This is a genomic window from Gimesia algae (assembly GCF_007746795.1).
GTDB lineage: Bacteria > Planctomycetota > Planctomycetia > Planctomycetales > Planctomycetaceae > Gimesia > Gimesia algae.
In genome coordinates, this window is sequence record NZ_CP036343.1 from 2584724 (window position 1) to 2609402 (window position 24679).

The window sequence follows — 24679 nt, forward strand, 5'->3', positions numbered from 1 at the left end:
GACATTTGTCTTTTTTCTTAAAATGGGGGGAAACTTCGTTTTTAAAACTGTGTCTGCGCGTCAACCGCGGGTGGACTCGAATGCAATTCGGGCCGAGCGCAGCGAGCAGGAGGTTTCAGCTCACGAGATCAATTCATCACAGAGTGACCAACTGAATAATTTATCTTGAGGAACGCATACGATTCCCATCGTCTGCCCTGCAACCTCCTGTTGCCTCTGGCAATACCGGATTACATCCGGTACCACCCACTTCTTCTCCAGGCTTACCAACACAGTAATTTCTTGTCATTTCGTGGTAGCAACTTTTCACCCAAGCAATCAGTCAACTCAGTCAGTTTTTTCACTTCATCGCCAACTGAACTCCCGAACGTTTACAGCGTTCGCTCAGGTAGCATCCGCCCCTCTCTTTTCTTTCACGGATCGATATTCAAGTTCATTCCAGTCAAAGCGTCCGACCCAGTACTGGTGCTCTTCGTCATAGTCGATCACCGCAGGCGTTTCCAGAAAATCCGGTTGGCCAGCTCCATCGACATCATCCGGCTGACTTAAGATAACTTTCATCCCGCGCGAAAACTGCACTCCCTGTTCTTCCAGATCCTTCCATGTCCCAGCACAAAGCAGGATCGCATTACGATCCCGGTCCAGTTTATTAAAGTCAGCATAGATTCGCGGAATTGTCATGGGAACTCGTGAGCTTGAATCAAATCAAAAGTATTTCTGGCTTCGATATAATAACAAAATTCAGTCGTTCATGCCTTTCACAATACACTCTGTTGTTCGGAAGCACATCATCGACCGACCGTCAGCACAACCGTCGCGCCTTTTTGCCGAAACGGTGACTGCATGTAGCCGGTCGTAGGCAGATCTACCTGAATATGCAATCGCTGCCGCTGTCCCTCCGTTTCGACAGCATAGCCCAGCAGACGGTTGGAAATGTCCTCCCCGGCCGCCCGGACCTCGGTGACCTCGACAGAGTTGATAATCTGCCAGTCCTCCGGCAGATCGACGACAATCAGTGCGCGATCGTTAAACAGCTGTTTGTTCGAGGCCAGATCAGCGTGATACGTATCGGTATATTCGCTCTTTAATTGCAGGTTCGACAATACCGCACTGATCTGTAACTGATCGGGCTCGCTGCGCGTCGTCGTAATTTCAAAAGGTGGTTTGGTGAACGCCTCTGAAACAATCAGCGCAGGGTCTCCAAACAGGATCCGCGCCGCGGTCCCCTTGAGCATCACATCGCTGGGAGTCCATTTCGGAGAGGGCATCTGATCCACAAACGGCTTGAGTTCAGGCAGCCTTCCCCCATTCCCCAGGATCACGCCGTTATGCGTGTGCCGCATGACATCGCCCAGCGAACTTCCAGTATAGGCCAGGTATTCCATTTCCTGGTAAACCGGAATCCCGTGATCAGGATGCAGGGCGGCCAGGTAGGCGATGATACTGTTATCGAGCAGGTTCAGGCAAAAGCTTTTTTCTGCAGAGACGGTCTTACTCTCAACCTTCCCCTGCGCCGTCCATTGTTTAAACCAGCGACCGGTGACCCCCGTATAACAGGCACCGTTAAATATTACACTGGGAGAAAGTTTCAGTTGTTTCGCCTGCTGACCTTGCAGTCCGTCGATCACCCCGTCCGGATCGCCATGCCCGCCCAGATGAATCAACCCTGCTCCCTGCAACGCATCCAGTCGGCTGTCGGTAAATCCGTCTGCACCATGCGAAATACTCGCCAGTGCTGTCCGCTCCTGATAAACGGGAATCATAAAACAACCCGCATGCTGCAGGAACTGGCTCCGGGGAGCCTGGGGATTGGGGCCGAAATTATCAATCAGCTTACCCGGTAAAGTGGATTCACCATTCACGGCTCTGGCAGTCCGCTCCACGAATGAAGTGACAGCGTCTGGATTCGCACCGGTAATAAATCCACTGCTCACATCAACGAGTGGGTCATCATCAATCCGGGTGGTCAATGCCAGCCATTTCCAGGCAAAGTTCACATCAAGTTCGTCCGGCTTGATAAAGATGAGCGCATACCGCGGCTGTATTGTTTTGAGTTGTTCCAGAACCGATTCAACATTGTCGGTAGAAAACTTCAAATAAGTGGCTTCCGAATGCAGGGCCTGGGCTTTCTGAATTGCCTGATGGTAATCGCGATCGGCGGCTGCAGTCGCCAGAATCACATAGGGGCCTGAACTGTCCAGTCGCACGGACAAAGGTTGACGCGGCTTTGAGAACGCGAATGGCTGACAGGCGAAGAGCACTACAAAACTGGAAACAGCAATTCCAGCCAGACTCAGGGTCCAGATCAAAGTCTGACGTTTGTGTGACTGCATCACCATAGTTCATTTCCTGTCATTCAGCCGACACGAATCGATTCAGCGGCGATGCGTCGGTTTTCTGCCTGTTGATAATTTTTGCGAATCACCGGAATCAGTGCGCCGTTGACGATTGCAAAAACGAATCCCGCCATCAGAAACGGATACCAAATCCCATACGGTTGTCCTTTCAACAATGCGAATAGACCAGTCGCTATCAGAAGCAGTCCGATGATGGCAAACAGGAACATCCCGCCGAGGATGACTTTGCGTCCCTTCCCGCGCGGAGACAGAATTCCGAACAGAGCCCCCCATATGCCGCACAATGCTCCCCCGCCACCGCCGACAATCGCCCCGAACCAGGCGCCAAATGTAACAGGATCAAACCAGGGTGCATCCATAATGCTATTCCTCTTGCCTCCAGACTGTGTCCAGAATTAGTAAAGCGTCTCCAGGTCTATTGGGACCGAGTCTCTAAGATTGTCAGACGCTATGGTTCAATGTGAATCGCTCTAGTGAGTCGATCGATGTAATTCGAGAATGCTCTGCGCCGCTGCTCCCGTGAGCTGGCCGGTTTCAACAAGATTGGCCAGCAGATTCGCCATTTCATCGCGCTCACGGTTTTCGACCAGCATCTCCAGCCGCACGATCAGTTTATCCAGCCGTGCTCGCACTGTCGGATAGCTGATACCGTAATAACGGGCCACTTGTTTCAACGAACCCGACGCCAGCACCAGCTGCAATATGAACTCCAGATTCTCCTGATCCAGAGTCAGCAGGGGATGCTCCGGTCGGTGGGTTTGACCAGAAACCAGCCGCGACGGGACGGACATTTCCTTTACAGATTCAGATAGCTTGACATCGTTCATGTTTAATATTATTCAACACAACTTTAATATTGTAAATAACAATTTCAAATTATTTGAATAATTATTAAAATTAGCTCCAAATCTCAGACAGACAAGACTGTCGATTTCCAACCCCAACGACCAGCAAAGACTTTCGTGTTGTTCGTGGTAGAGAACTCCATATCTTCCGTACGTGGAATTTTTCGTAGTCCCCACAGTTTTCTTTTGCCCCGCGTTCCCTGTCCCCTATAATCAAAGTTCGTCTATCTGTTTCCTCCACCATGTCCCACCAGTCAGGAGCACACCTACCATGGATCGCAGGACGTTTCTACAGGGTTCAGCCGCCGGGCTGGCCTCACTCTCTCTGGAACAGGTTGCCAAAGCCGCTGCCAGCGAACGCATTCGTGTCGGCATGATTGGTGCTGGCGGTCGCGCCTCAGCCCTCAACCGTCACTTCGCGGAAAATCCCCATGCCGAAATCGTCACGATCGCCGAGATCGATTCCGCCCGGCTCGGCAACACTGTGGACACCGTGACGAAACTGCAGGGTAAACAACCTGCCGTCACGCAGGATTTTCGTCACCTGCTCGATGACAACAGTCTCGACGCCATTGTGGTCGGTGCCCCCGATCACTGGCATGCGATCCCCACCATCCTCGCCTGCCAGGCTGGCAAAGATGTCTATGTCGAAAAACCGGACGGCCACAACATCGTCGAAGGCCAGCGAATGGTCGCCGCAATGAAGAAACACAATCGCGTCGTGCAGATGGGTTCGCAGCACCGTTCCACCGAACGCCTCAAATCAGCACTTGACTACATTCGCAGCGGTGCCCTGGGTCGCTGCCTGGTCGCGAAAGCCTGGGAAAGTACGAAGCAGGGAAATATCGGCAACCCGCCGGATGGCACGCCTCCCGAAACCGTCGATTACGACATGTGGCTCGGCTCGGCGAAAAAACGTCCCTTCAATAAAAACCGCTTCCACGGACGCTGGCGCTGGTTCCACGATTATGGCACCGGTGATCTGGGCAATGACGGCGTGCATCGTCTCGACATGGCGTTCGCTGCGCTGAATGCTGCCTGCGAAGTGCAGGGAGACGCTGCGATTTCACTCCCCTCAAAAATCTCCGCGACCGGCGGCAAATGGTATTTCGACGACATGCAGGAATGGCCCGATACCCTGCAGGTCACTTACGAATACCAGAGCAAAACACCCAAGATTCTGACCTACGAAATGCGAATCTGGGCTCCCTATCATTATCATGGCGAATCAGAAGGCGCTGTCATCTATGGTGACAAAGCTCACATGACCATCGGCAACAGCCGCTGGCGCGTCTACGGAGAACGCGGCAAACTGATCAAGGAAGTCAAAGGGGATAGCGACGCGACACCGCATGTGGCCAACTTCCTCGACTGCATCAAGACCCGGAGCAAACCAGCCTGCGATCTGGAGACAGTCGGCCACCCGGCTTCGGTGCTCTGTCACGCCGGCAACATCGCCGCCCGCGTCGGTCGCACACTGGTTCTCGATCCGAAAACTGAAACCTTCGAAAACGACGACGCTGCCAACCAGCTCCGCGGCCGCGAAGAATGGCGCAAACCCTGGGTCTTGCCCGAAGTCTGATCCTGATCAAACAAAAAAGGGTCGGCCCGAATAAAATTCGGGCCGAGCGTAGCGAGCAGAAGGTTGCAGCTCACGAGATCAATTTACAACAGAGAAACCCACCTGTTCGATAAAAAGAGCTTGAGGCACACCCACACTCTACAACATCTACCCCACAACCTCCTGTTGCCTCCAGCAATATCGGATTACATCCGATACCACCCAACTTCTCTACCACACCCCCACCAGCAAATTTTCGTGTCGTTTCGTGTCTTTCGTGGTAGCAAAAAACAAAGAGTCCGTTTCGTTTTGCAATCATCGCAGCCCGCGTTACACTGGCTGGAATGATTTCACTGATTATCACACTCCTGTTCTACAGCATTGCGGGACTGATCGTCTTCCGTCGCGTTCCAGCGACAGCGCGCCTCATCGCCTGGGGCAGTCTACCCATCGTCTGGGTTTCGCTCCTCGGAATCAGTGGTCTTCTGCAGACACTTCTCAGGCTGCCGTCGCTGATTCCTCTGCTCCTGCTGTTTGCAGGAATGATCTTCTACCTCTTCCGTCTGCAGCCGCTGGCTAAATCGTCTGTCTCGCTTCCGTCACCGGTACTCTGGATCCTTCTATTAACAGTACTCACCGAATGCGGCGTTGCCGTGCTGGTTCACACGCGCGTCCCCTGGGGGAGCTGGGATCCGATGTTTACCTGGATCATGCGGGGCCGCTTTCTTGTCGATGGCGGTGCGATGTGGGTGCAGGGTTTCAGTAATGATCTCGCTCTGCTCCACCCCGATTATCCGCCCCTGTTTTCCTGGGCTCTGGTTCCTCTCTGGAGTCTGGATGACAGCGGTTCGTCACTGGCGGTCGCTGCGCTCACCCTTCCCTGCTTCAGCGGGCTCGCATTCATTCTCGCAGGCTGGTGGGATGCGCTCGGAAGAAAATCGTCTCTCTGGGCCGCCTTCACTCTGGCGGTGATTCTGAGTACTCCTTTTCTGATCTATCTGCACGCCGTCAAATCTCTCGACTTCATGCTCGCCTATGCGATTCTCACGTCTCTCGCCTGGTATTATTACGCAATGATTTCGCAGCAGCGACTGGCCTGGTCGATATTCGGTTTCATGGTGGTCTGGTCAGCGCTCGTCAAAAATGAGGGGCAACTCTGGATACTCTCCTGCTTCGGTTCCCTGATCCTGATCAGACTCAGCCATTCGTTCCTGGAAACACCAGAGCAGCAGACAGCCGAAAAAAGTAAAATTTCCATGCTGCCCGACCTGCTCAAAGGTGCTGCGATTCCTTTCCTGTTTCTGATCTGGTTCAAAGTCAGCCTGGCCCCCCCTAATGATTTAATCGAACCGCAGCGGGCCTTCGAAATCAGTCAGGTCATCCAACCTGAAGTCTTTATGAATCCCTATGGGCTTCTGATCCGCCTCGATCAGGTCGAATCCCCCGAATGGCATCAGATTATCTGGAGCCATTTCTGGAACGTACTGTTTGACTGGAAAACCGAAGCGATCCTGCTCTGGTCCATTGTAGCGTTGTTTCTGATCAATTTTTTCCGGCGCCAGCATCGACTGCCGCGGTTACTGCTGGCGGTGGGCTTTCAGTTGGGCGGTTATTATGCGGTTTACCTGCTGACTCCTTACAATCCGTACTGGCACGTTTCGACCTCCATGAATCGTCTGCTGCTGCACATTGCACCCGCGGCACTCTGCCTGCTCGGGTTTGCCCTGTATCGTATTTCGCCAACGGCAGGAGAAACACTCCCACACAAACAATCCCTGCGACTGGGATTACTATTAAGCCTGTCTCTGCTCGGGCCGCTGTTCTGCTTTTATCAGATTCAGAGCAACGCCTTTCCCTGGGATTTCCCCAATGAATCACTCACGGAAGAAGCCCGGTTGAAGGAACTACAGTTCCCCCGTGTCCCCCAGGCAACATTCATTACCGATCAATTCGAACCGGCGACTCTGTACCGCATGCAGTTCGCCGCGCTGCCCACCGTACTGCTCGTCGATCGGCGGGCACCCGTTCTGATCGCGCGTTTTCCAACAGAACAGGAGCTCAAAGCTTATTGCACCGCAAACGGCTGGGATCTCAAACAGCATCAGGGAGGACTGGGCTGGGCCGAGTCCACTAATCCACAAGGCCCCCTGCCACACATGGAACGCATTCTGGAACAGAGCAGATAGAACCAGAATACGCTATGGGACTATTTTTTCTGCTGTGTCAGCGGATTGGTTTCCAGAATGATCTCATTGATACCAGTCTGATTGAAGCCTTTAAACCCTTCTTCGCGCTGCAGAATCTCCAGATGCGAGCCGATGGCTCCCTGCAGCCGAAAGCGGTCTGCCGCCTCTTCGTTGATCATACCTTCATCCAGCAAAGACTGAATCCGCGCTTCCTTAACAGGCCAGATTTCTCCTGCCGTAAACGCCTGCTTGAGATGGGGCAGGTCCGTAAAGGGTTTCATCGTTTTGACTGCATTTTCGTCTGCCAGTTGTTCGCGTGCTGCGTCAAAGTCGAACTGGCATTCCAGGTGATGCATTCCCGCCTGCAGAAACGCTTCTCCATGCAGACGGCACCAGAGCCCGACAGTTCCCAGTTGCTTCAGTTCGGGCAATCGCTCATGCGCGAAATCCTGTGAAACTTCTTCCGGCGACAGATCCACATCGGCAAAGATCACAACTCCTGCTGACGGCTGTTCCAGCACCTGCGCTCCCCAACCTGCTTCTTTCCCTGCATAGAAACGCTCCCGCAACTGGAATCCCAGCAGCTCAAGCACGGAAATCAGCCGCGAGAAATGTTGGCGACTCGAGCGATACGTATGGTGATCGTGATTCGCCCAGCCCATACCCATGGAATCCTGGCGTGCCTTCTGAATCCTGGCGACTCCATTGCGCTGCTGCCAGTAAGCCCGCTCCGCAGCAAAAAACAGATCACAGGTCCGATCGACTCCCAGGTCGTCAATCGCCGCTTTAATCAGAGATTCCGCTGCGGTAAAACCGGCAACGTCATCGTCAAAATCACGCTTTCGTAATTGAAATGCTTCGGCATGTTTCAGCAGCCGTGACACATCAGCATCGGGTGCATTTGCTGCAGTAATTGGTGCACCGTGACGCTCAATCACATGCAGTTCGAGACCGTTTTCTGAGATCACAATCCGCTGTCGAACAGCAGATTCAACACCACCTATCACAGGCAGTTCCAACTCACATTGATGAATGGTTAAAAAGTCCGCGACTGACTCCACGCGGACAAACAGTCGTTCCGTTTGCGCAGCGCTGGCCTGAATTGCGGGAAACATCGCCTCAGGATGCTGATATAAATGAGACTTTGAGTTTTCAACGGCGACATATCCGAGTTGAATGAGTTGCTGCTGCAGCGTTTCAGACCAGTTCAACTCCAGATGATCCACCCAGTCGGTTAATCGGGTTCCCGTTTTAAACTGTAAATGGTCCGCGAAGTCCTGAATCAACGCAGAATGTTTACAGAAGCCGGATATCCGCTCGTATAGAAACGCTGCCGTTTCCGGATATCGTTTCCAGTCATACGCCGTAAGTAATTCGTTGGACATAACTTATCCCCTTTACATTTTCATTCTCTCATGCCAGACTGAAGAGTCAAGTCGCCATTCTCCTCTTAGTACGCAAAATGCAGGTAAAACAGAAAGTCAATCAGAAAAGTTCTTTTCAACGTATATAATCATAGTGAGCCTTCGACGAATAGACCACAACTTGAATCACTGACAGGAGGACCCGAAATGTCGCAGACTATTCTTTTAATCGGCGCAGGTAAAATCGGCCGCATGATCGCATCACTGCTGCATGCCAGCGGCGATTACCAGTTGCGCATCGCAGACCAGTTTCCCGCAGCATTAGAGCGCATCCAGAAACGCCTGCCCGATGTGGAAACGCGGGCGCTCAATGCCGATTCTCATTCAGAGCTCCTGCAGTTGATGCAGGGTTGTACCGCCGTCATTTCCGCGCTTAGCTTTCGTGAGAACCCCGGAGTCGCCCGCGCCGCACTTGAAGCGGGCATCAACTATTTTGATCTGACTGAAGACCGCCAGACCACCGCCGCCGTCAAGGAAATTGCCTCAGGTGCTGCCGCCGGTCAGGTCTTCCTGCCACAGTCAGGGCTGGCACCCGGTTTTGTCACCATTGTCACCAAACATGTCATGGAATGGTTCGAAGAAATCGACACCGTCCGCATGCGCGTGGGTGCCCTGCCCCAGCACCCGACGAACGCGCTGGCCTACAACCTGACCTGGTCGACAGATGGCCTGATTAACGAATACTGTAACCCCTGCGAAGTGATCCATTCGCATCACGTCAAAAATCACCTCCCCCTGGAGGGACTCGAACAGTTCACACTCGACGGCAATGTCTACGAAGCCTTCAATACCTCCGGTGGACTGGGCACGCTTTGTGAAACCATGCACGGCCAGGTGCGCGAGCTCAATTACAAAACGATCCGCTACCCCGGCCATCACATGCTGATGAAATTTCTACTGCAGGACCTGAGGCTCTCTGAACGGCGGGCCCTGCTCAAAGATGTCATGGAACATGCGATTCCTGTGACCTTCCAGGATGTGGTGGTCGTCTTCTGCACCGTGCGGGGTACCCGGAATGGTCAGTTCGTCGAAAAAAGCGATTTGCGAAAACTGTACGCCAAGGAAATCAATGGTGAAATCTGGAGTGCGATTCAGCTCACCACCGGTGCAGGTATCTGCGCCGTCGTCGATCTCGTCCAGCAACATCAACTGAAAGGGACCGGATTGATAAAACAGGAAGAAATCCCTTTCGATCAGTTCATCAACAACCGGTTCGGCCAGTTCTACGAATCAGAAACCTTTGGACTCGAAAAATTGAATTCAGACAGGTAAGGATCTCATGACGCATCCCATCCACGAAGTTCTCCAGCGCATCGACGTAGCTGATCATCCGGCAGCGGTCGCGATTGGCAATACCTGGCAGGTCGGCAGTGGAGAGACGTTGACAGCGATCTCTCCCATCGATGGTTCAACCCTGGTCAGGCTGCCGCAGGCCACCCATAGCGATGTCCATCTGGCCGTCGAAACCAGCAAAAATGCCTTTGTTCATTGGCGACAGGTCCCCGCGCCCCGACGCGGTGAATTTGTTCGCCTGTTGGGTGAAGCGCTCCGCAAACACAAAGCCGATCTCGCTGCCATCGTCAGCTGGGAAGCCGGTAAGATCACCCAGGAAGCGTTAGGCGAAGTGCAGGAGATGATTGACATCTGCGACTTCGCCGTCGGTCTCTCACGTCAGCTCTACGGTAAAACAATCGCCAGCGAACGACCGGGACATCGCCTGATGGAACAGTGGCAGCCTCTCGGACCCGTGGGCGTGATCAGCGCATTCAATTTCCCCGTCGCGGTCTGGTCGTGGAATACCATGCTCGCTTTTGTCTGCGGCGATACAATCGTCTGGAAACCATCTGAAAAAACCCCACTCTGCGCGATCGCCTGTCAGCAGATCGTCAATCAGGTTGCCCATGACTTTCCCGAAACGCCTGATGGCATCTCCAGTCTGCTGATAGGTGGCGCAGAGGTCGGTAAGGCCCTCGCCGCACATCCTGACCTACCCCTCATTTCTGCGACAGGCTCCGTGCCCATGGGTCGCGCCGTCGCCGAGACGGTCGCCCGTCGCCTGGGTCGCAGCCTGTTGGAACTGGGCGGCAACAACGCCATGATCGTCACTGAATCCGCAGATCTGGAAATGACAGTCCGCTCTGCCCTGTTCTCCGCCGTCGGTACCTGCGGTCAACGCTGTACGAGTCTACGTCGTTTAATCGTCCATGAAAGTATCGCCGAAAAACTCCTCACCGCGCTGAAAAAAGCATACCAGAAATTACCCATTGGCAATCCCCTTGATGAGGGAACGCTGGTCGGCCCGCTCGTCGATCAACGCGCGCTTGACGCCATGCAACAGGCGCTCCGCACGGCTGAAGAACAGGGGGGCACCGTTCACTTCGGCAATCCGATTCTCGCAGACATCCCCGCGGGTGGCAGTTACGTGCACCCTGCAATTGTAGAGATGCCCGACCAGACGGAAATCGTGCAGCAGGAAACCTTCGCTCCCATCCTGTACGTGATGCGCTATCAGCATCTTGAGGAAGCCATCGAAATGCACAACGCGGTCCCGCAGGGCCTTTCCTCCGCGATTATGACCAACGATATCCGTCAGGCAGAACAGTTCCTCTCCCCCGCCGGCTCGGATTGTGGCATCGCCAATGTCAACGTCGGTCCCAGCGGTGCCGAGATCGGCGGCGCATTCGGTGGCGAAAAAGAAACCGGCGGCGGTCGCGAGTCCGGCTCCGATGCCTGGAAAATCTACATGCGCCGCGCCACTAATACGATCAACTACTCGACCGAACTCCCCCTGGCACAAGGCATCAAGTTCGACCTGTAAGGAAACATCGGGTGGGCCCGAATAAAATTCGGGCCGAGCGCAGCGAGCAGGAAACTGACAGTGTTGCGTTCAAGCAAGAAACAGCTCCTTTGCTCTCAAAACCATTATGGACTGAGTACGGAAAAAGAATTACCAGTTCGCACCTTTACCCTGCAACCTCCTGTTACCTCCGGCAATATCGGATTATATCCGATACCACCCACCTTCTTTACCGCACACTCGCCAGTAATCTTTTTCGTGTCTTTTCGTACTGGCCGTGGTAGAAATATTTTAAGCAATGCACGAACTACCCGAACACCTCGCTGATCACTTCCCCGCCGAGAACTGTCGCGATTTCTTTTCGGTTGTTATGCCTGTAAAACAGTTTGTGCTGGTCCAGTCCCAAAGCGTGTAACAGCGTCGCATGCAGGTCCGCAGGCGAAACAGGACGTTCCACAGGCGTATAACCCAGCTCATCAGTCTCACCCAGAATCTGCCCCCCCTTCACGCCGCCCCCTGCCATCCACATGCAGTACGTCGTCGGCAGATGATCGCGACCGCGCCGATCTCCTTTGGCAGAACCTTCCGTGGTGGGCGTGCGGCCAAACTCGCCTCCCCAGATGACCAGTGTCTCATCCAGCAGTCCGCGCTGCTTCAGATCTTTGAGCAGTCCCGCGATCGGCACATCCGTGGCTCGCGCCTGCTTCAAGTGATTCCCCTTCAGCGAACCATGGGCGTCCCAACCGCCATTCCGCAGTTGCACCACACGCACACCCCGCTCTACCAGTCGCCGCGCGATCAGGCAATGCCGCCCGAACTCCGCAGTCGGCTTGTCATCCAGACCATATAATTTCGCTGTGTCCGCCGTTTCACTTTCCAGATCGAATACTTCCGGAGCCGACGTCTGCAGGCGAAAGCCAAGTTCATACGAAGCAATCCGCGCTTCCAGTTCGGAATCCTCTCCCAGCTGATTCAGATGTGCCTCGTTCATCCACTTAATAAAATCCAGTTGCTCGCGGCGATTCTCATTCGAATAACCGGCAGGCATACGTGTATAGGGAATGCCCCGTTTCCCATCGACCAGCGTCCCCTGGAAACGGGACGGCAGAAAGCCGGCGCCCCAGCCGGGAGTCTGTGGAGCCGGACCGGTACTGTTTGACAGCAGGGAAATAAAAGCGGGCAGGTCACGGCTTTCACTTCCCAGTCCATACGTCATCCACGCCCCCAGGCTGGGTCGGTCTCCGACTGCGGAACCGGTCAACGCAATACATTCCCCGGGTCCATGCACGGGGACACGATGATTCACCGATCGCAGCACACACAGTTCATCTACCATCTCCGCCGTCGCCGGAAACAGATTTGATACCGGAATCCCGCTCTCCCCGTATTGTTGAAATGTAAACGGAGACGCCATCAGTTTCGAACCCAGACCGGCCCGCGGAATATTCGGAACCCGCGCCGCAATCGCATCAGGCACTGCCTGTCCTTCCAGCTTCGTCAACAGAGGCTTGGGATCGAATGTATCCACCTGGCTCGGCCCGCCCGACATGAACAGGAAAATCACATTCTTCGCCGTCGCCGGGAAGTGGCTTTGACCAGCGTGCACAGGCGAACCTTCGTCTGCACACAGCAACCCCTCTTCCGCCAGCAATGACATCAGCCCGACCGCACCGAAGCCCAACACACTTTCTTTCAGCATCGATCGCCGACTGCGCTGCGGGAACACAAAACCATTTTTATAATTTGAATCAAATAACATTCAGGCCCTCTGATTTAAGGGATATAAACAAACTCATTCAGATTCAGCAGCGCATGGCACAGCATCGACAGCCGCCGCTCTGTATCCGCGTCTGAACCACCACTTTGCAGCAGTGAAACAGATCGTCCCTGTTCGTCGGGATTTGGCTTGCGTCCCAACACTCTCAGAAACACTGCTTCCACCTGAAGACTGGCATCATCGCCTGTCTCTTCAACAATCTTCTTCGCCAGCACATGCGCCCGTCGATCCATGAACTGGCTGTTCAACATGAATAAAGGCTGCAGCGCCACCGTCGAAACCTGCCGACGCGAACAGCTGGTAATACTGTCTGGTGCATCAAACATCGCCATCACTGACGGCATCTCGCTCCGACGCTGAAACAGATAAATCGTGCGTCGCAAGTTCTCTTCTTCTCGCTCCTGAGGTACGCTCGGCCCCCCCAGTTCCCGTTTCAATTCCCCCGTTGCACACAGGATCGAATCGCGGATCGCCTCTGCCTCCAGCCGCCGTCGTGGCCAGCTCCAGAGATACCGGTTCTCCGGGTCTTTCTCAAAGTTCGCTTCATCAAACGTTCGTGCCTGCCGATACGCTGACGACAGCACAATCAGCCGATGAATGTGTTTTGTACTCCAGCGCTGCTCCATCAGTTCGATCGCCAGCCAGTCCAATAGTTCGGGATGCGACGGCGGTTCGCCCTGCACACCGAAATCGCTGGGTGTCGACACCAGCCCCCGCCCGAAGTGATACTGCCATAACCGATTCACCCACACGCGCGAGACCAGCGGATTCTTGCGGTCGCTCATCCATTCAGCCAGCCCTGCCCGCGAGAGTTTCTCTGAATCAATGTTTGTCGCTCCCAGGACGGCGGGCCAGCCTTTCCCCACTTCCAGTCCCGGCTTATGTACATCGCCGCGAATCAGAATCTGCGACTTCATCTGTTTCAACCGTTCCGCAGAATACGGAATCGGATCGCGGTTCACCACCGGCAGCCGCTCAATATTTTCATGTCCTGTCAACGGAGAAAGATATCCCCACGTGTGTGGCTGCTTTGTATGCGCAAACCGTTTTCGGTTGATCAGTTTCTTCGCTTCACGCTGATAAAAATCAAACGTTCCTTTGGTCATCCACGAATTCAGATCGGTCGGGTTCGGCAGATCGTCTCCCTGCAGTGACAGGTTCCCCAGCTGACCATTCACAAAGAAACCCTGCAGCCGATAGTAGTCCCGCTGCGTCAATGGATCAAATTTATGATTGTGGCATTGTGCGCATTCCAGTGTGAGCCCCAGCAGCGCACTGCTTGTTACATTCACAATATCGACCAGCACGTCGTTCCGCTGCGCCGCCTTATCCATATTGTTCCCGCTGATCCGGGCCGACGCCAGAAATCCGGTCGCAACCACATGCTCGTCTTCGTAAGGCGTCAGTTCATCCCCCGCCAGTTGCTCTTTGATGAATTGATCATAGGGCTTGTCTGCATTAAAACTTTCAATCACATAATCTCGATACCGCCAGGCATAAGGTCGCGGCAGATCGTGCTGGTAACCGTGACTCTCCGCCCAGCGCGTCAGATCCAGCCAGTACCGCGCCCAGCGCTCGCCATAATGTTTCGACGCCAGCAAACGTTCCACCAGTTTTTCATAGGCCCGTGGATCGGTATTTTTTTTAAACGCCTCCACCTCAGCCAGCGTGGGCGGCAGACCTGTCAGATCGAGTGACAGCCGCCGAATCAGTGTTGCCTTGTCTGCTTCCTCCGCCGGTTTGATCTCCTGCTGCTGCCAGGCACGGGTGATGAATGCATCCACGGGAGTGCGTATCGGCTTAGGACCTGTCACCTCGGGAACCGCCGGTCGTTTGATCGTCTGAAACGCCCAGTGATCTGATTCCGTTCGCGGCGTCGGCAACACGGAAAAATCCCACTTCGCCCCCTGATCGATCCACGCACGCAACAACGCAATCTCTTTTTTTGACAATGCCGACGCTGAATCTGCAGGCGGCATCCGCGTTTCAGCCACCTGCGAGGAAACCAGTTCGATCAGCTTACTCTGTCCGCTTTCGCCCGGCACAATCAGTTTTTCGCCGGTGCTGAACCCCAGTAACTCATCATACACGTCCAGTCGATACCCCGAATCCGGATTCGTTCCGGCGTGACAGCTGAAACATTTTTGCTTGAGCAACGGGACGATCTCGTCTTTGAAATGCACCGGCTTATGCCACGCCGTCTGTGATTTTGTACCACCGGTCGGAATCTGTCCCGGCGAAACATCCAGTACATCGCTCCACGTGCGACTCAACACCAGATCGCTGACGTAAATCCGATCGTCCAGTTCGGTTTTATAACCGGTCGCAAAACCAACCCAGCGCACACCGTTCACACTTTGCGGATTCACCGTCGTTGCCACTGGTTTTTCCAGATCACCGGGTTTCGGATCGACCCATAACTCAAACCGCGTGAACCCGGCCCGCAATGATTTCTCCGGCTTCGACAGCCGCCCTACGATCAGATAATCCCGATCCCGTTCCAGTTCCACCGAACTCCAGGCGGTTTTCTGCGCACCAATCCGTACCATGAAAACCACTTTTCCCTTCTGCGGTCCACTGGAGGCAATGTGCACGCCGATATTCGGGACATGATTGGCATGTACGGCTTTATCCGAACCCTCGTAACGATCCAGCCAGAAGACGAAGAACTCTCCCTCATCGCGGGGCTTCTGATCGGCGGCATAGCGAAAGCGAAACCGCATAAACAGCTCCTGGTCCTGGTACGTCTTCGTCAGTTCACGCCGCAACGGATTGTTCCGCTGTACCGATCCTTGAATTAACGCTTCATGCTGAATTGCCTGCGGTTTACTCTCGGCACTCTCAGGTTTTGTTTCGACGAACAGCGCCGGTTGCCGCTGGGAAAGAATCCAGCCACCGTTCCAGCCAAACCCCTTCTGATCTTTTTTGACTGTATCAACCTGCCGATTCACCAGTCCCTGCGCAAGCCGCGGAGCTTCCCCGGCAAACGTCTGCACAGAACAGACCAGCAGTCCGCAAACCAACAGTGCCGTTGCCAGATGCCTGCACTTTCGATTCGATGTCAGAGCCCGATTTATCATCATGATTTCCATCTGATTAAACGTGAGCAGATTCGCCACGTAGCATTTTTTTAATGGTATTAAATGTGCTTCACACTTTGCCAGCCGGTATGACAAATTAGCCGCAGGGCCTTAGCCCCGGTTATGTATCTTTGGTAAGAACCATTTCGATTTTTTAAACACTAAACAACCCCCGGTTTCTCCCATTTATTTAGACTCATCCTGATAAAAAAATATGAATGGCATTACTCTACAGGTTGTGTCACTGATTCAAAAGTCTTTCCTATCACCAGTCGATCCACGAACAGTGAGTCGCCGACCTCTGTGTATTGTCCAATTCGCATGCCCAGAACGTGAACTGCATTCAGCTTCTTTGCCCCTTTACCCAACTCCACGACCGCATCAGGAGTCTCACTCCGATCCCCGACCGGATTCACCCAGATTTCCAGACGATTGAAATAAGACGACTGCTCTTTCATCACACGCCCCACCAGCAGAAAACATTCCCCTTCCACCAGTCCCGCGGAAAACCCTTCCTGATTCACCTCAAAACGGGCGAAGAACCGTTTCTCTTTCAAGCCGAAATTGGGCACACGCGAATGACTGTTCCCCTTGCTTCCCAGCGAATCGTCAAACCACAGTGCAAAGAAATCATTCTTGTCCAGCCCTTCATACTTCACCAGCAGACTGAAATAAAAGTCCCTGGTGAGCGGCGTTTCCAGTTTGCGCGCCATCCGATGTGCCAGCGCCGGATACGCATGATGATGTCCCCGCGACTGCAAAACCATCGGGTTCGCATCCAGTTCGCCCCACTGCATTCTCTGCTCGGGAACCATCAGCCGGGTAAAATTCGGATCGGCCCACCAGCCTTCATAGTGAAAACCCACGCCCCCGGTCTGCTGTAACAGTGACGTCGCCGGATACTCAAACGCTTCACCAGCCAGAATCCCTTTCGGCAACGCCGACTTCGTCTGAATCAAGGCATATTCATTCCGTGGTGTTTCGTGATCAAAGGGAACCGCTTCCACGGGGGGATAGTTCCCCGATTTGGCTGCCGTCAGCTGTTCGAGGGACGGCACATCGGCAAATTTGGTCGGAGTCAATCGGATCGCAGATCCCAGTTCATTCTGTCGTGAGAACAGCACCGCCTGACTCGCTTTCAGATTAAGCGTCTTTGCAGCGGCCTGCGGTTTGACATCCACCTGCCCTTCAAACACATGCACTTCCGCTTTACCCAGTGGATCAACGACTGCACCGAACCGTGTCCCCTGATCGACGATCTGAATCTCAGGGGTATCGATGGTAAAACCGTGTGCTTCGTCAGGGACATAAGCGGCAATCTTGCCATAGTTCAGCTTTGCATTCAGCGGCGAACACAGTTCAATCTGCGCCGGACCTTCCAGCACGATTCCAGCACCACTTTCAAAGCGTATCCTGCCAATCCCCGACTTCAACCACAGTTTTTTTCCCGCCGGAAACCGGGTTCCATAGGCAATCTCCTCGCCCAGTTCCTCGTCTTCCCACACTGCATCCTCCGTATCCAGCAACATCCCGACATGGCTTAGCGCAGGCGGAGCCGGTTCAGAAATTACAGCGACCTGATTCACCGGTTTCACATCCCACCAGCCCGCATTCAGCCACAGCGCAATGCCTACCAGCAACACGACAATCACCACAGTGACCGACTGCCACAACGAGATGGTTCGTCCCGCCTCGATTTCCACTTCTTCCGCGACGACCGTTGGATAGGCAGTGGTTTCCAGTGTTTCCAGGTCAACCCCTTCCGGCACCGCAGCATACAGATCAGCTGTCAGCACTGCATCAGCCTGGATCTGATTCGTATAGTCTTCGATCAGTTCAGGGTATTCAGACAGAATCTCGGTCAGTCGCGCGTCTTCTGCATGGGTCAGACTATGATCCAGAACCCGACAGGTCAGCGCGGCGAGTTCTTTTTGAATGGCGTCGTTTGATGAATTCATCACTGTGCCTCCCGGGCCACCTGTTTTTGAATGCATTCCATAAGCGCTTTTCGAATTCGATATAATGTCATCGAAACCGCATCCGCCGAACGTCCTGCCTGTGATGCAATCTGGTTCACCGGTGTCGCATCGCAGTAGCGACTCTCCACCAGCTGTCGATGTTCAAGAGGCAGCTTTTCCATGCAATGCGTCAGCGCGACGGTGTGAGAATGCGTCTCTACCGCTCTGCTGGTCGCAACAGCAGCAATCTGTTCCAGCGTCTGCTCGTCCACAGCCGACTGCCCGTGATGGCGCACCCGTTTGAAATACGCCAGCGACTGCAACTGTGCGATGCGACACGCCCAGGGAAGAAACGGACGATCCCGATCAAATTCCTGTCGCTTCCGCCACAGCACGGTATTCGTCTCCTGCAGCACATCATCCACGTCTGCTGCCCGACGAACCAACGCCCTCAACAGCCCCCGCAACGCAGGCTGACTGCCAGCAATCAACGCGACATATTCTTCATCGAGATCACTGTCCGACAAAACCAAGGCCCTTCCGCGCGAATCAGATAATTTAAAAACGTCCTGTATCAGTTCATTAGTTCAACAGACTCCAATCTAACGCAGATTCTGATAAAAAGAAATTTATTCATTAAAACGAGTGAAATAATAAAGACATAAAGCACTGCAATTATTGAACATGCGCAATATCAGCGGGGTGGGCCCGAATAAAATTCGGGCCGAGCGCAGCGAGCAGGAAGTTGCAGCTCACCAGGTCAATTCACAACAGAGCAACCAACTCGAATAGCACCTGAATGAGGTACGTCCACTCAACACATAACAATCCCCTGCAACCTCCTGTTGCCTCCGGCAATATCGGATTGCATCCGATACCACCCACTCACCAGCAAAATTTTTCGTGTCTTTCGGGGTAGATAATTTTCGAGCCCCTTAGTGGTCCTTACCGCCCGTCATAACCAAACACCCCGATCACCCGCACCGGCTCCCCCTTTGCCTGTAACCGAATCCGATGCTTCCCGAACGGCAGCCCCAGCACGCCGCGACGGTTCTCAATAAAGTGCTTCCTCCCCTGCGAATCGGTAAACGGCTCATTGGTCGGCTGTGCCCAGACCTGTTTACCATCCACTTCCGCTATCAGCGTGCCTCCGTCCGGATCATCCAGCCAGGCGATCGACAATTCATCCGCTTCCACATCAATTTCCAGCGTCTCACCCGGCTGCAGAAAGAACGCCTTCTCCCCGTAAGGTGCGCCCCACTTCGATTCGAATGTCTTTACCGCAGATGCTCCCTGCCAGTCCTTTGAGTCGACGCCAAAGAACCGGCGGTTCAGACCCACTTTGCAGTCCACGGTGTTCAACCGCGCATTCTTATGGGGAATTTCAATAATATGTCGATCGCCGCGCGACAGTCGACCATGCACGAACGTCGAATTGCGTGGATTGGGTCGCGACCAGCTATGCCGTCCATGTCCCGCGTGTTGCGCCGGCTGACCATCGATCTGCAACTGCATCTTCTCTCGTTTGTTATCCGCCCAGAGATTGAACGCGGTGTCTTCCAGAATCATCATTCGCCCGTCCACAATCCGCGGACTGTCGGCAGCGAACCGGACTATCTCCCCTTCCCAGTTCGCCGTAAAGTCATTCATCCGCGCAGGTAGCTGCTGCTGAGCGATTCCCGGCTGCGGATCGTCGGGCATCTCGAACACCTGCTCCAGCTGTTTGAACCAGAGATAATGACTGGCAGCACCAGGATGACCGCCATCAGGAGCAATCGCATATTGATTACACGTCGTCTTCAGATCGATCAACAATTCTCCCAGATCGACAAACGGAATTCCATAATGTGTACAGAGCTGCTGCATCGGCCCGGTCATCGAATTCGGCTGGCCTTTATCGCGGATCCACATGCAAGAAACGAACTCTACGCCAGGATAATGTCGTTGAAACCAGCGAATCGCCCCTTCATACGCGGCGATTTCATCGGGACGGTCAATATGCTCATTGTGCCCATGCCCGAAGATTACCAGATCAGGACCGGGCTTTTTTCCGTTTTCAAATAACGCAGGATAAAGTTCCTGCCACGACTTACCCGTAGGATGCCCGTTGTCATTCGGATCAGGCGGTAGCTCCAGCGCCGCGTATTCTTGAAAGCCGCTATGCGATTCGCCAATCGATGAACCATCGGCGGCCATCACGTTCAGCAGAATCTTGTCAACCGGATAATGAAACTTCCGCAGCAGTTCCCGCCGCATCCGGCCGGTATACATAAAATAATGTTGCGACCAGCCCACATAATCCTGCAGATCGGGACGCTCCATCCGTTCTGCGATCAGCTGTTTCATCGCATCTGGCTTTCCCGGTCGGGCTTCAACCAGGGGCTCTTTATAATGCGGACTCGCGGGATCTTCGTCGTAGAAATACAACCGCGGGTTGGCACTCCCCCGGTCGATGCTTGAACCGAGCGTCAGAATCGTCACCGGTTGGCCTGACGTCAGCTTCTCCATCGTACGGGGAATCCGTCGATACAAGTCCGGCAGCGCGCGGGACGCGGCAGCCTCAGTCACCACCTGATCCCTTTTAACCAGCACAGGCGAATCAATCCAGACCCGTTTGTCAGAGTCATTCACAAACTCCACCAGCACACCTACCACATTTCGGAACGCAGCATCCGACTCTCGCTGATGCTTAAACCGGGGATCGACCTTGAGGCCATTCACTTGCAGTTGAAATACTTTTCCGGTCTCCTTCGCAGACACATCCCGCTGCGGCGCACGGATCAGTTCCCCTCGCCCCTGCTTCGCAAACGTTCGCTTATCGGGCAGACGAAAATCCGAAGGCGACCACTCACCATCGGCACTTTCAATCAGCATCAGACTGAGCCGCGCTTTGAGGGCGCCGCTCGTTTCCTGGTACCCGTTGACCGACAGACTGACCGCATCGCCAGACTTCAGTCCCAGTTCCGGCAGCGTCGCAAACTGCCAGATCCGCTTGCCCGGCAGAATCTCCACCATATTCTCGGTTGGCTGGAGCACCAGTTTTCCGTTGCCCTTCCCGGCAATCACATCTCCCCAGCGATCCGTATTCCAGCAGAGAATCGATCGTCCCGGCTCTATTGCAGCCGTCTTCCGCAATCGGAACGCCGGGTTCTGCAGGAGATTCTGCACTGGCTTCGTTTCCTCAGCGCAGACAGCGGAAACCAGGGGACAGGCAACAACAGACAAAAATAAAAGAAATACGTTTTTCACGGCAGGACTCTCAGGTAGGGGAATTCAGGAAGTAGAAATAAGAAAAGAATCATCCATCGATCATACCGGAGACCACAACCGGATCACAACAAAACAAAGGTTTCCAACACAGAAAACACATCAGAATATAGATCAGGGGGTGGGCCCGAATGAAATTCGGGCCGAGCGCAGCGAGCAGGAGGTTGCAGCTCACGAGATCAATTCACAACAGAGCAACCAACTCGAATAGCACCTGAATGAGGTAAGTCCACTCATCACATTACAATCCACTGCAACCTCCTGTTGCCTGCGGCAATATCGGATTGCATCCGATACCACCCACTCTCTCCCGTACTCCTGCCAGAAACCGTTTCGTGTCTTTCGTGATTTTCGTGGTAGAATAATTTTCACGTCTTTCGTGGTAACATTAATTTCGCTGTAACACGCGTTTTGTAAACGCCAGTACCAGCGGTATCGCGGCCTGCACTACGGGAAATGTGTGCCCCCCTTTGAGCTCTACATATTGATGAGGTATCTCCAGCGCGGTCAGCCGGTCGCGAAAATGCTCGTTCATTGTTCGGTCAAAGGCATTATCAGCCGTGATGATCAGGACCGATGTCCCGCGTAGCTTTCCCGCTCCCTGCAGCGGATTAAACTTTTTCCACACTGCTTCATCGGAACCGAATCGTTCGACAGGCACTTTATACGACTGTCCTTTCGGTAATCCATCGCGCGGAAAATCCAGAAGCCCGATGATGGAGCTCACCGCTGCAAACCGACCGGGATGCTGTTCAGCAAAACGCACGCAGCCAAAGCCTCCCATCGACCAGCCGGCAATCGCCCACTGTTTTTGTGATGTCGGCAGTTCATACTGCTCAGAGACAATCGCCAGGACCTCTTCCAGATACGTCTCATACATATCCTGCTTCCGTAGCGGCGAATTAAGATACCAGCCATCATCACCGTCCGGCAGGATGACAAACAAGCCGGAATCTAAAAGCTGTTTGCGGATCAGCTTGTCATCAATCAGTGATCGCTCATGCCGCCCTCGTCCGTGTAGAATGACCAGCGTCCGCCGCTCCGCAGGTTTGATCGACCGCCACTCTTCAGGCAGCACGACCACTGCCTGCTTTCGTTTTTTCAAACTCGCACTCTCAAATGAAAGCGCAACAATCCGCGAAAAGAGTTCCTCAGTTTCCAGTTCTGCAGACCTCACTTCAACAACAGACAGCCAGACTCCCACCATCAGACCAACCCGCATCAGAGAACTCATAAATCGTCTCAGTAACATCACACTTTCCTGATTATTAAAAACATCATGGGTGGGCCCGAATAAAATTCGGGCCGAGCACAGCGAGCAGGAAACAGTCAGTGTTGCGTTCAATCAAGAAACAGTTCGTCAGCTCTCAAGTTGACTTTGCTGAGATTGGTAAAGAGAAATACCAGATCGCACCTCTTCTCTGACAGTTTCCTGTTGCCTGCGGCAATACCGGATTGCATCCGGTACTACCCTTTATTTTTCAAATCACATTATCAATACACCCGCACTTCACAGATCCGCGCGTGATCCACACCGTTCGTCGCAGTCACAACAATTCGCAACTGCTTCACAGCGATCTCTGATTCCAGGTGATGCACACGCCGCCGCTGAACATTCCCCGTAACGTTAACAATCTGTTGCCAGCAAGAATCGTCGTGCACTTCAATCTGATAATCCCGCACGGTTTCCGGTTGCGGCGTTCCCCACTGCATCTTCTCAGTATAACCATCGTGATGGCTCAAAGTCAGATGCCGATGCAGGCCCGTATCGAAAATCAACTGAATCTCACTGACGTTCGTCGGCGTCTCCCACTCCAGCAACAGCGTCGCCGGCAAACCTTCCGCAGGATCGGACAGCCAGCGATGTCCGCCGGGAAAGGCACGCCCCTCGGGTGCGCCGGTTACACCATGCACACTTCGCGTCTGCCCCGAGTTGATGTTGCACGCTTCGTATCCAGCCTGCTCACTACTGGCGATGATTTTAGCGGAGCGTGCGAGATCAACCGAATCTTTATTTCTTATCCCCACGAGATACGCATCATCGCGCAACAACTGCTGCTGAATCTGTAACATGATTTCCGAATTCGTACTTAACTCAGCTGGTTCCTGCTGTTGCTGAATCGCCAAAGCAGCCGCCGTCCCCACTCCCTGACCGATCGTCGCACAGGTCGCCATCACGCGAGTTGATGAGAACGCCACATGCGTCGCAGAAATATTGCGTCCCGCAAACATCAGATTTTTACGATTTACCGAAACACAGACCGAAAGCGGAATATCATATAAATGAGGCACCGGATGCTGTGTGCAGGGTTCCAGCCCGGGCGCATCGATGCCTTCTGGTGGATGCAGATCCAGCGACCAGCCACCATAGGCAATCGCATCTGGAAATGCGCGGGACGAGAGTAGATCGTGTTCAGTCAAAACATGTTGCCCAATGAAACGGCGGCTCTCGCGTTTGCCTGGCACGAAACCAAACCAGTCCAGCGCCCAGTGTGCGGCCTGAAATGGATCTTGCCTGGCAGGTGTGCCCGGCGGACCGTTTTTGACATGATCCCAGATCCCCATCACAATCGCCAGCAGTTCATCGCGGATCCGTTCATTCTCTTTGATTGTATCCAGCACACCTCCCCACTCGGCCCACCAGTATCCGTACTCATGCGTCGGCTCCTCTTCTCCCGGTGTCGCATACAGTCGCAGCTTCAACTCTGCGGGATCAAATTTCCGCGCCCACTCGGGCGCTGCAAACGGCATCGGCCGCTCATGACGTCGGGCCTGCATGAGAATCGTCGAACCCAGTCGATGCTGATCCGCCGTCTCAGGCGCCAGACTTTCATTGAACTGCTGCCGCCCTTCGCGCCCTTCCATGAATCGGGCTCCTGACTCCGCCGCCAGTCGACCATCGCCGGTACAGTCAATAAATATTTTCGCATTGATCCTGAAACGGTCTTCCGTACTCTGTCGCTCCGCAGTCGCACTTTCGATTCGATCTCCATTCAATCGAACTGCAGTCACGCAGGTATTGAGCATGAGTCTGAGATTCGGTTCCGCCTGGCATTTCTCATACAGAATCAGATCGAACATGGAAGCCGACCGTTGCGGATTGCGGATGCAATTCTCCAGCCGCAACTCTTCGATGATCCCCCCTTCGCGGGCTTCCGTCTCCAGCTCTGCTCCTCGATCAAATCGGCCCGTGCCATTCGCTCCCACGATATGCATGCGAACTTCACTCGATGCATTTCCGCCGAGTACCGAACGATCCTGACACAATATCACCTGTGCCCCACACCGCGCCGCCGCCAGCGCCGCACAGCAGCCAGCCATCCCTCCTCCGGCGATGAGAATCTCAGAATTCAAGACATGTTCTTCCAGAATCGTCATTTTGATTTCATAACCCTTTTCGTTTGACACACACTTTAAATGACATATA

At 53.9% G+C, this 24679-nt stretch carries 16 protein-coding genes; 4 read left to right on the top strand and 12 right to left on the bottom strand.

Going from position 1 to position 24679, the window contains the following annotated elements:
• Positions 1-384: 384 nt before the first annotated feature.
• From Pan161_RS09380 to Pan161_RS09395, 4 genes are all read right to left on the bottom strand, one after another.
• Positions 385-681 (bottom strand): hypothetical protein, encoded by a 297-nt coding sequence (locus Pan161_RS09380; RefSeq protein ID WP_145226141.1) that lies wholly within the window; start codon positions 679-681, stop codon positions 385-387.
• A gap of 107 nt (positions 682-788) precedes the next feature.
• Positions 789-2333 carry a hypothetical protein gene (locus Pan161_RS09385; protein ID WP_145226143.1) on the bottom strand — a complete coding sequence of 515 codons (1545 nt, stop codon included), beginning with the start codon at positions 2331-2333 and terminating at the stop codon, positions 789-791.
• 23 nt (positions 2334-2356) lie between these two features.
• On the bottom strand, positions 2357-2716 hold the full coding sequence (locus Pan161_RS09390) for a hypothetical protein (RefSeq protein ID WP_145226144.1): 360 nt from the start codon (positions 2714-2716) through the stop codon (positions 2357-2359).
• Between the two features lie 111 nt (positions 2717-2827).
• A complete protein-coding gene (locus Pan161_RS09395; RefSeq protein ID WP_197995799.1) occupies positions 2828-3148 on the bottom strand; it encodes a DUF2089 family protein in 321 nt (106 codons plus the stop codon).
• Between the two features lie 325 nt (positions 3149-3473).
• Here Pan161_RS09395 and Pan161_RS09400 point away from each other — a divergent pair, with 325 nt between their 5' ends.
• Complete coding sequence (locus Pan161_RS09400; protein ID WP_145226147.1) at positions 3474-4784, top strand: Gfo/Idh/MocA family protein; 1311 nt, start codon at positions 3474-3476, stop codon at positions 4782-4784.
• 323 nt (positions 4785-5107) lie between these two features.
• A complete protein-coding gene (locus Pan161_RS09405; protein WP_145226149.1) occupies positions 5108-6949 on the top strand; it encodes a hypothetical protein in 1842 nt (613 codons plus the stop codon).
• A 20-nt stretch (positions 6950-6969) separates the two neighbouring features.
• Here the strand turns inward: Pan161_RS09405 and Pan161_RS09410 are convergent, their stop codons facing one another.
• Entirely contained in the window at positions 6970-8334 is a 1365-nt protein-coding gene (locus tag Pan161_RS09410) for a hypothetical protein (RefSeq protein ID WP_145226151.1), read from the bottom strand.
• Between the two features lie 186 nt (positions 8335-8520).
• Here Pan161_RS09410 and Pan161_RS09415 point away from each other — a divergent pair, with 186 nt between their 5' ends.
• Together Pan161_RS09415 and amaB are read left to right on the top strand one after the other, a co-directional pair.
• Positions 8521-9645 carry a saccharopine dehydrogenase family protein gene (locus Pan161_RS09415; protein ID WP_145226153.1) on the top strand — a complete coding sequence of 375 codons (1125 nt, stop codon included), beginning with the start codon at positions 8521-8523 and terminating at the stop codon, positions 9643-9645.
• 7 nt (positions 9646-9652) lie between these two features.
• Complete coding sequence (amaB, locus tag Pan161_RS09420) at positions 9653-11191, top strand: L-piperidine-6-carboxylate dehydrogenase (RefSeq protein WP_145226155.1); 1539 nt, start codon at positions 9653-9655, stop codon at positions 11189-11191.
• 286 nt (positions 11192-11477) lie between these two features.
• Here the strand turns inward: amaB and Pan161_RS09425 are convergent, their stop codons facing one another.
• The 7 genes from Pan161_RS09425 to Pan161_RS09455 form a co-directional block, all read right to left on the bottom strand.
• Positions 11478-12929 carry a DUF1501 domain-containing protein gene (locus Pan161_RS09425; protein WP_145226157.1) on the bottom strand — a complete coding sequence of 484 codons (1452 nt, stop codon included), beginning with the start codon at positions 12927-12929 and terminating at the stop codon, positions 11478-11480.
• 14 nt (positions 12930-12943) lie between these two features.
• Positions 12944-16030, bottom strand: coding sequence for a PSD1 and planctomycete cytochrome C domain-containing protein (locus Pan161_RS09430; RefSeq protein ID WP_232103676.1), 3087 nt, complete (start codon positions 16028-16030; stop codon positions 12944-12946).
• Between the two features lie 221 nt (positions 16031-16251).
• Entirely contained in the window at positions 16252-17985 is a 1734-nt protein-coding gene (locus tag Pan161_RS09435; protein WP_197995800.1) for a FecR domain-containing protein, read from the bottom strand.
• Positions 17985-18512 (bottom strand): sigma-70 family RNA polymerase sigma factor, encoded by a 528-nt coding sequence (locus tag Pan161_RS09440; RefSeq protein WP_197995801.1) that lies wholly within the window; start codon positions 18510-18512, stop codon positions 17985-17987. Before Pan161_RS09440 ends, Pan161_RS09435 begins: the two co-directional genes overlap by 1 nt.
• A 418-nt stretch (positions 18513-18930) precedes the next feature.
• Positions 18931-21153 (bottom strand): SGNH/GDSL hydrolase family protein, encoded by a 2223-nt coding sequence (locus tag Pan161_RS09445; protein ID WP_145226164.1) that lies wholly within the window; start codon positions 21151-21153, stop codon positions 18931-18933.
• Positions 21154-21640: 487 nt separating this feature from the next.
• Positions 21641-22504: an alpha/beta hydrolase gene (locus tag Pan161_RS09450; protein ID WP_145226165.1), complete on the bottom strand. Its 864-nt coding sequence runs from the start codon at positions 22502-22504 to the stop codon at positions 21641-21643.
• A 242-nt stretch (positions 22505-22746) separates the two neighbouring features.
• Positions 22747-24630, bottom strand: coding sequence for an FAD-dependent oxidoreductase (locus tag Pan161_RS09455; protein ID WP_145226166.1), 1884 nt, complete (start codon positions 24628-24630; stop codon positions 22747-22749).
• Between the last annotated feature and the right edge of the window lie 49 nt (positions 24631-24679).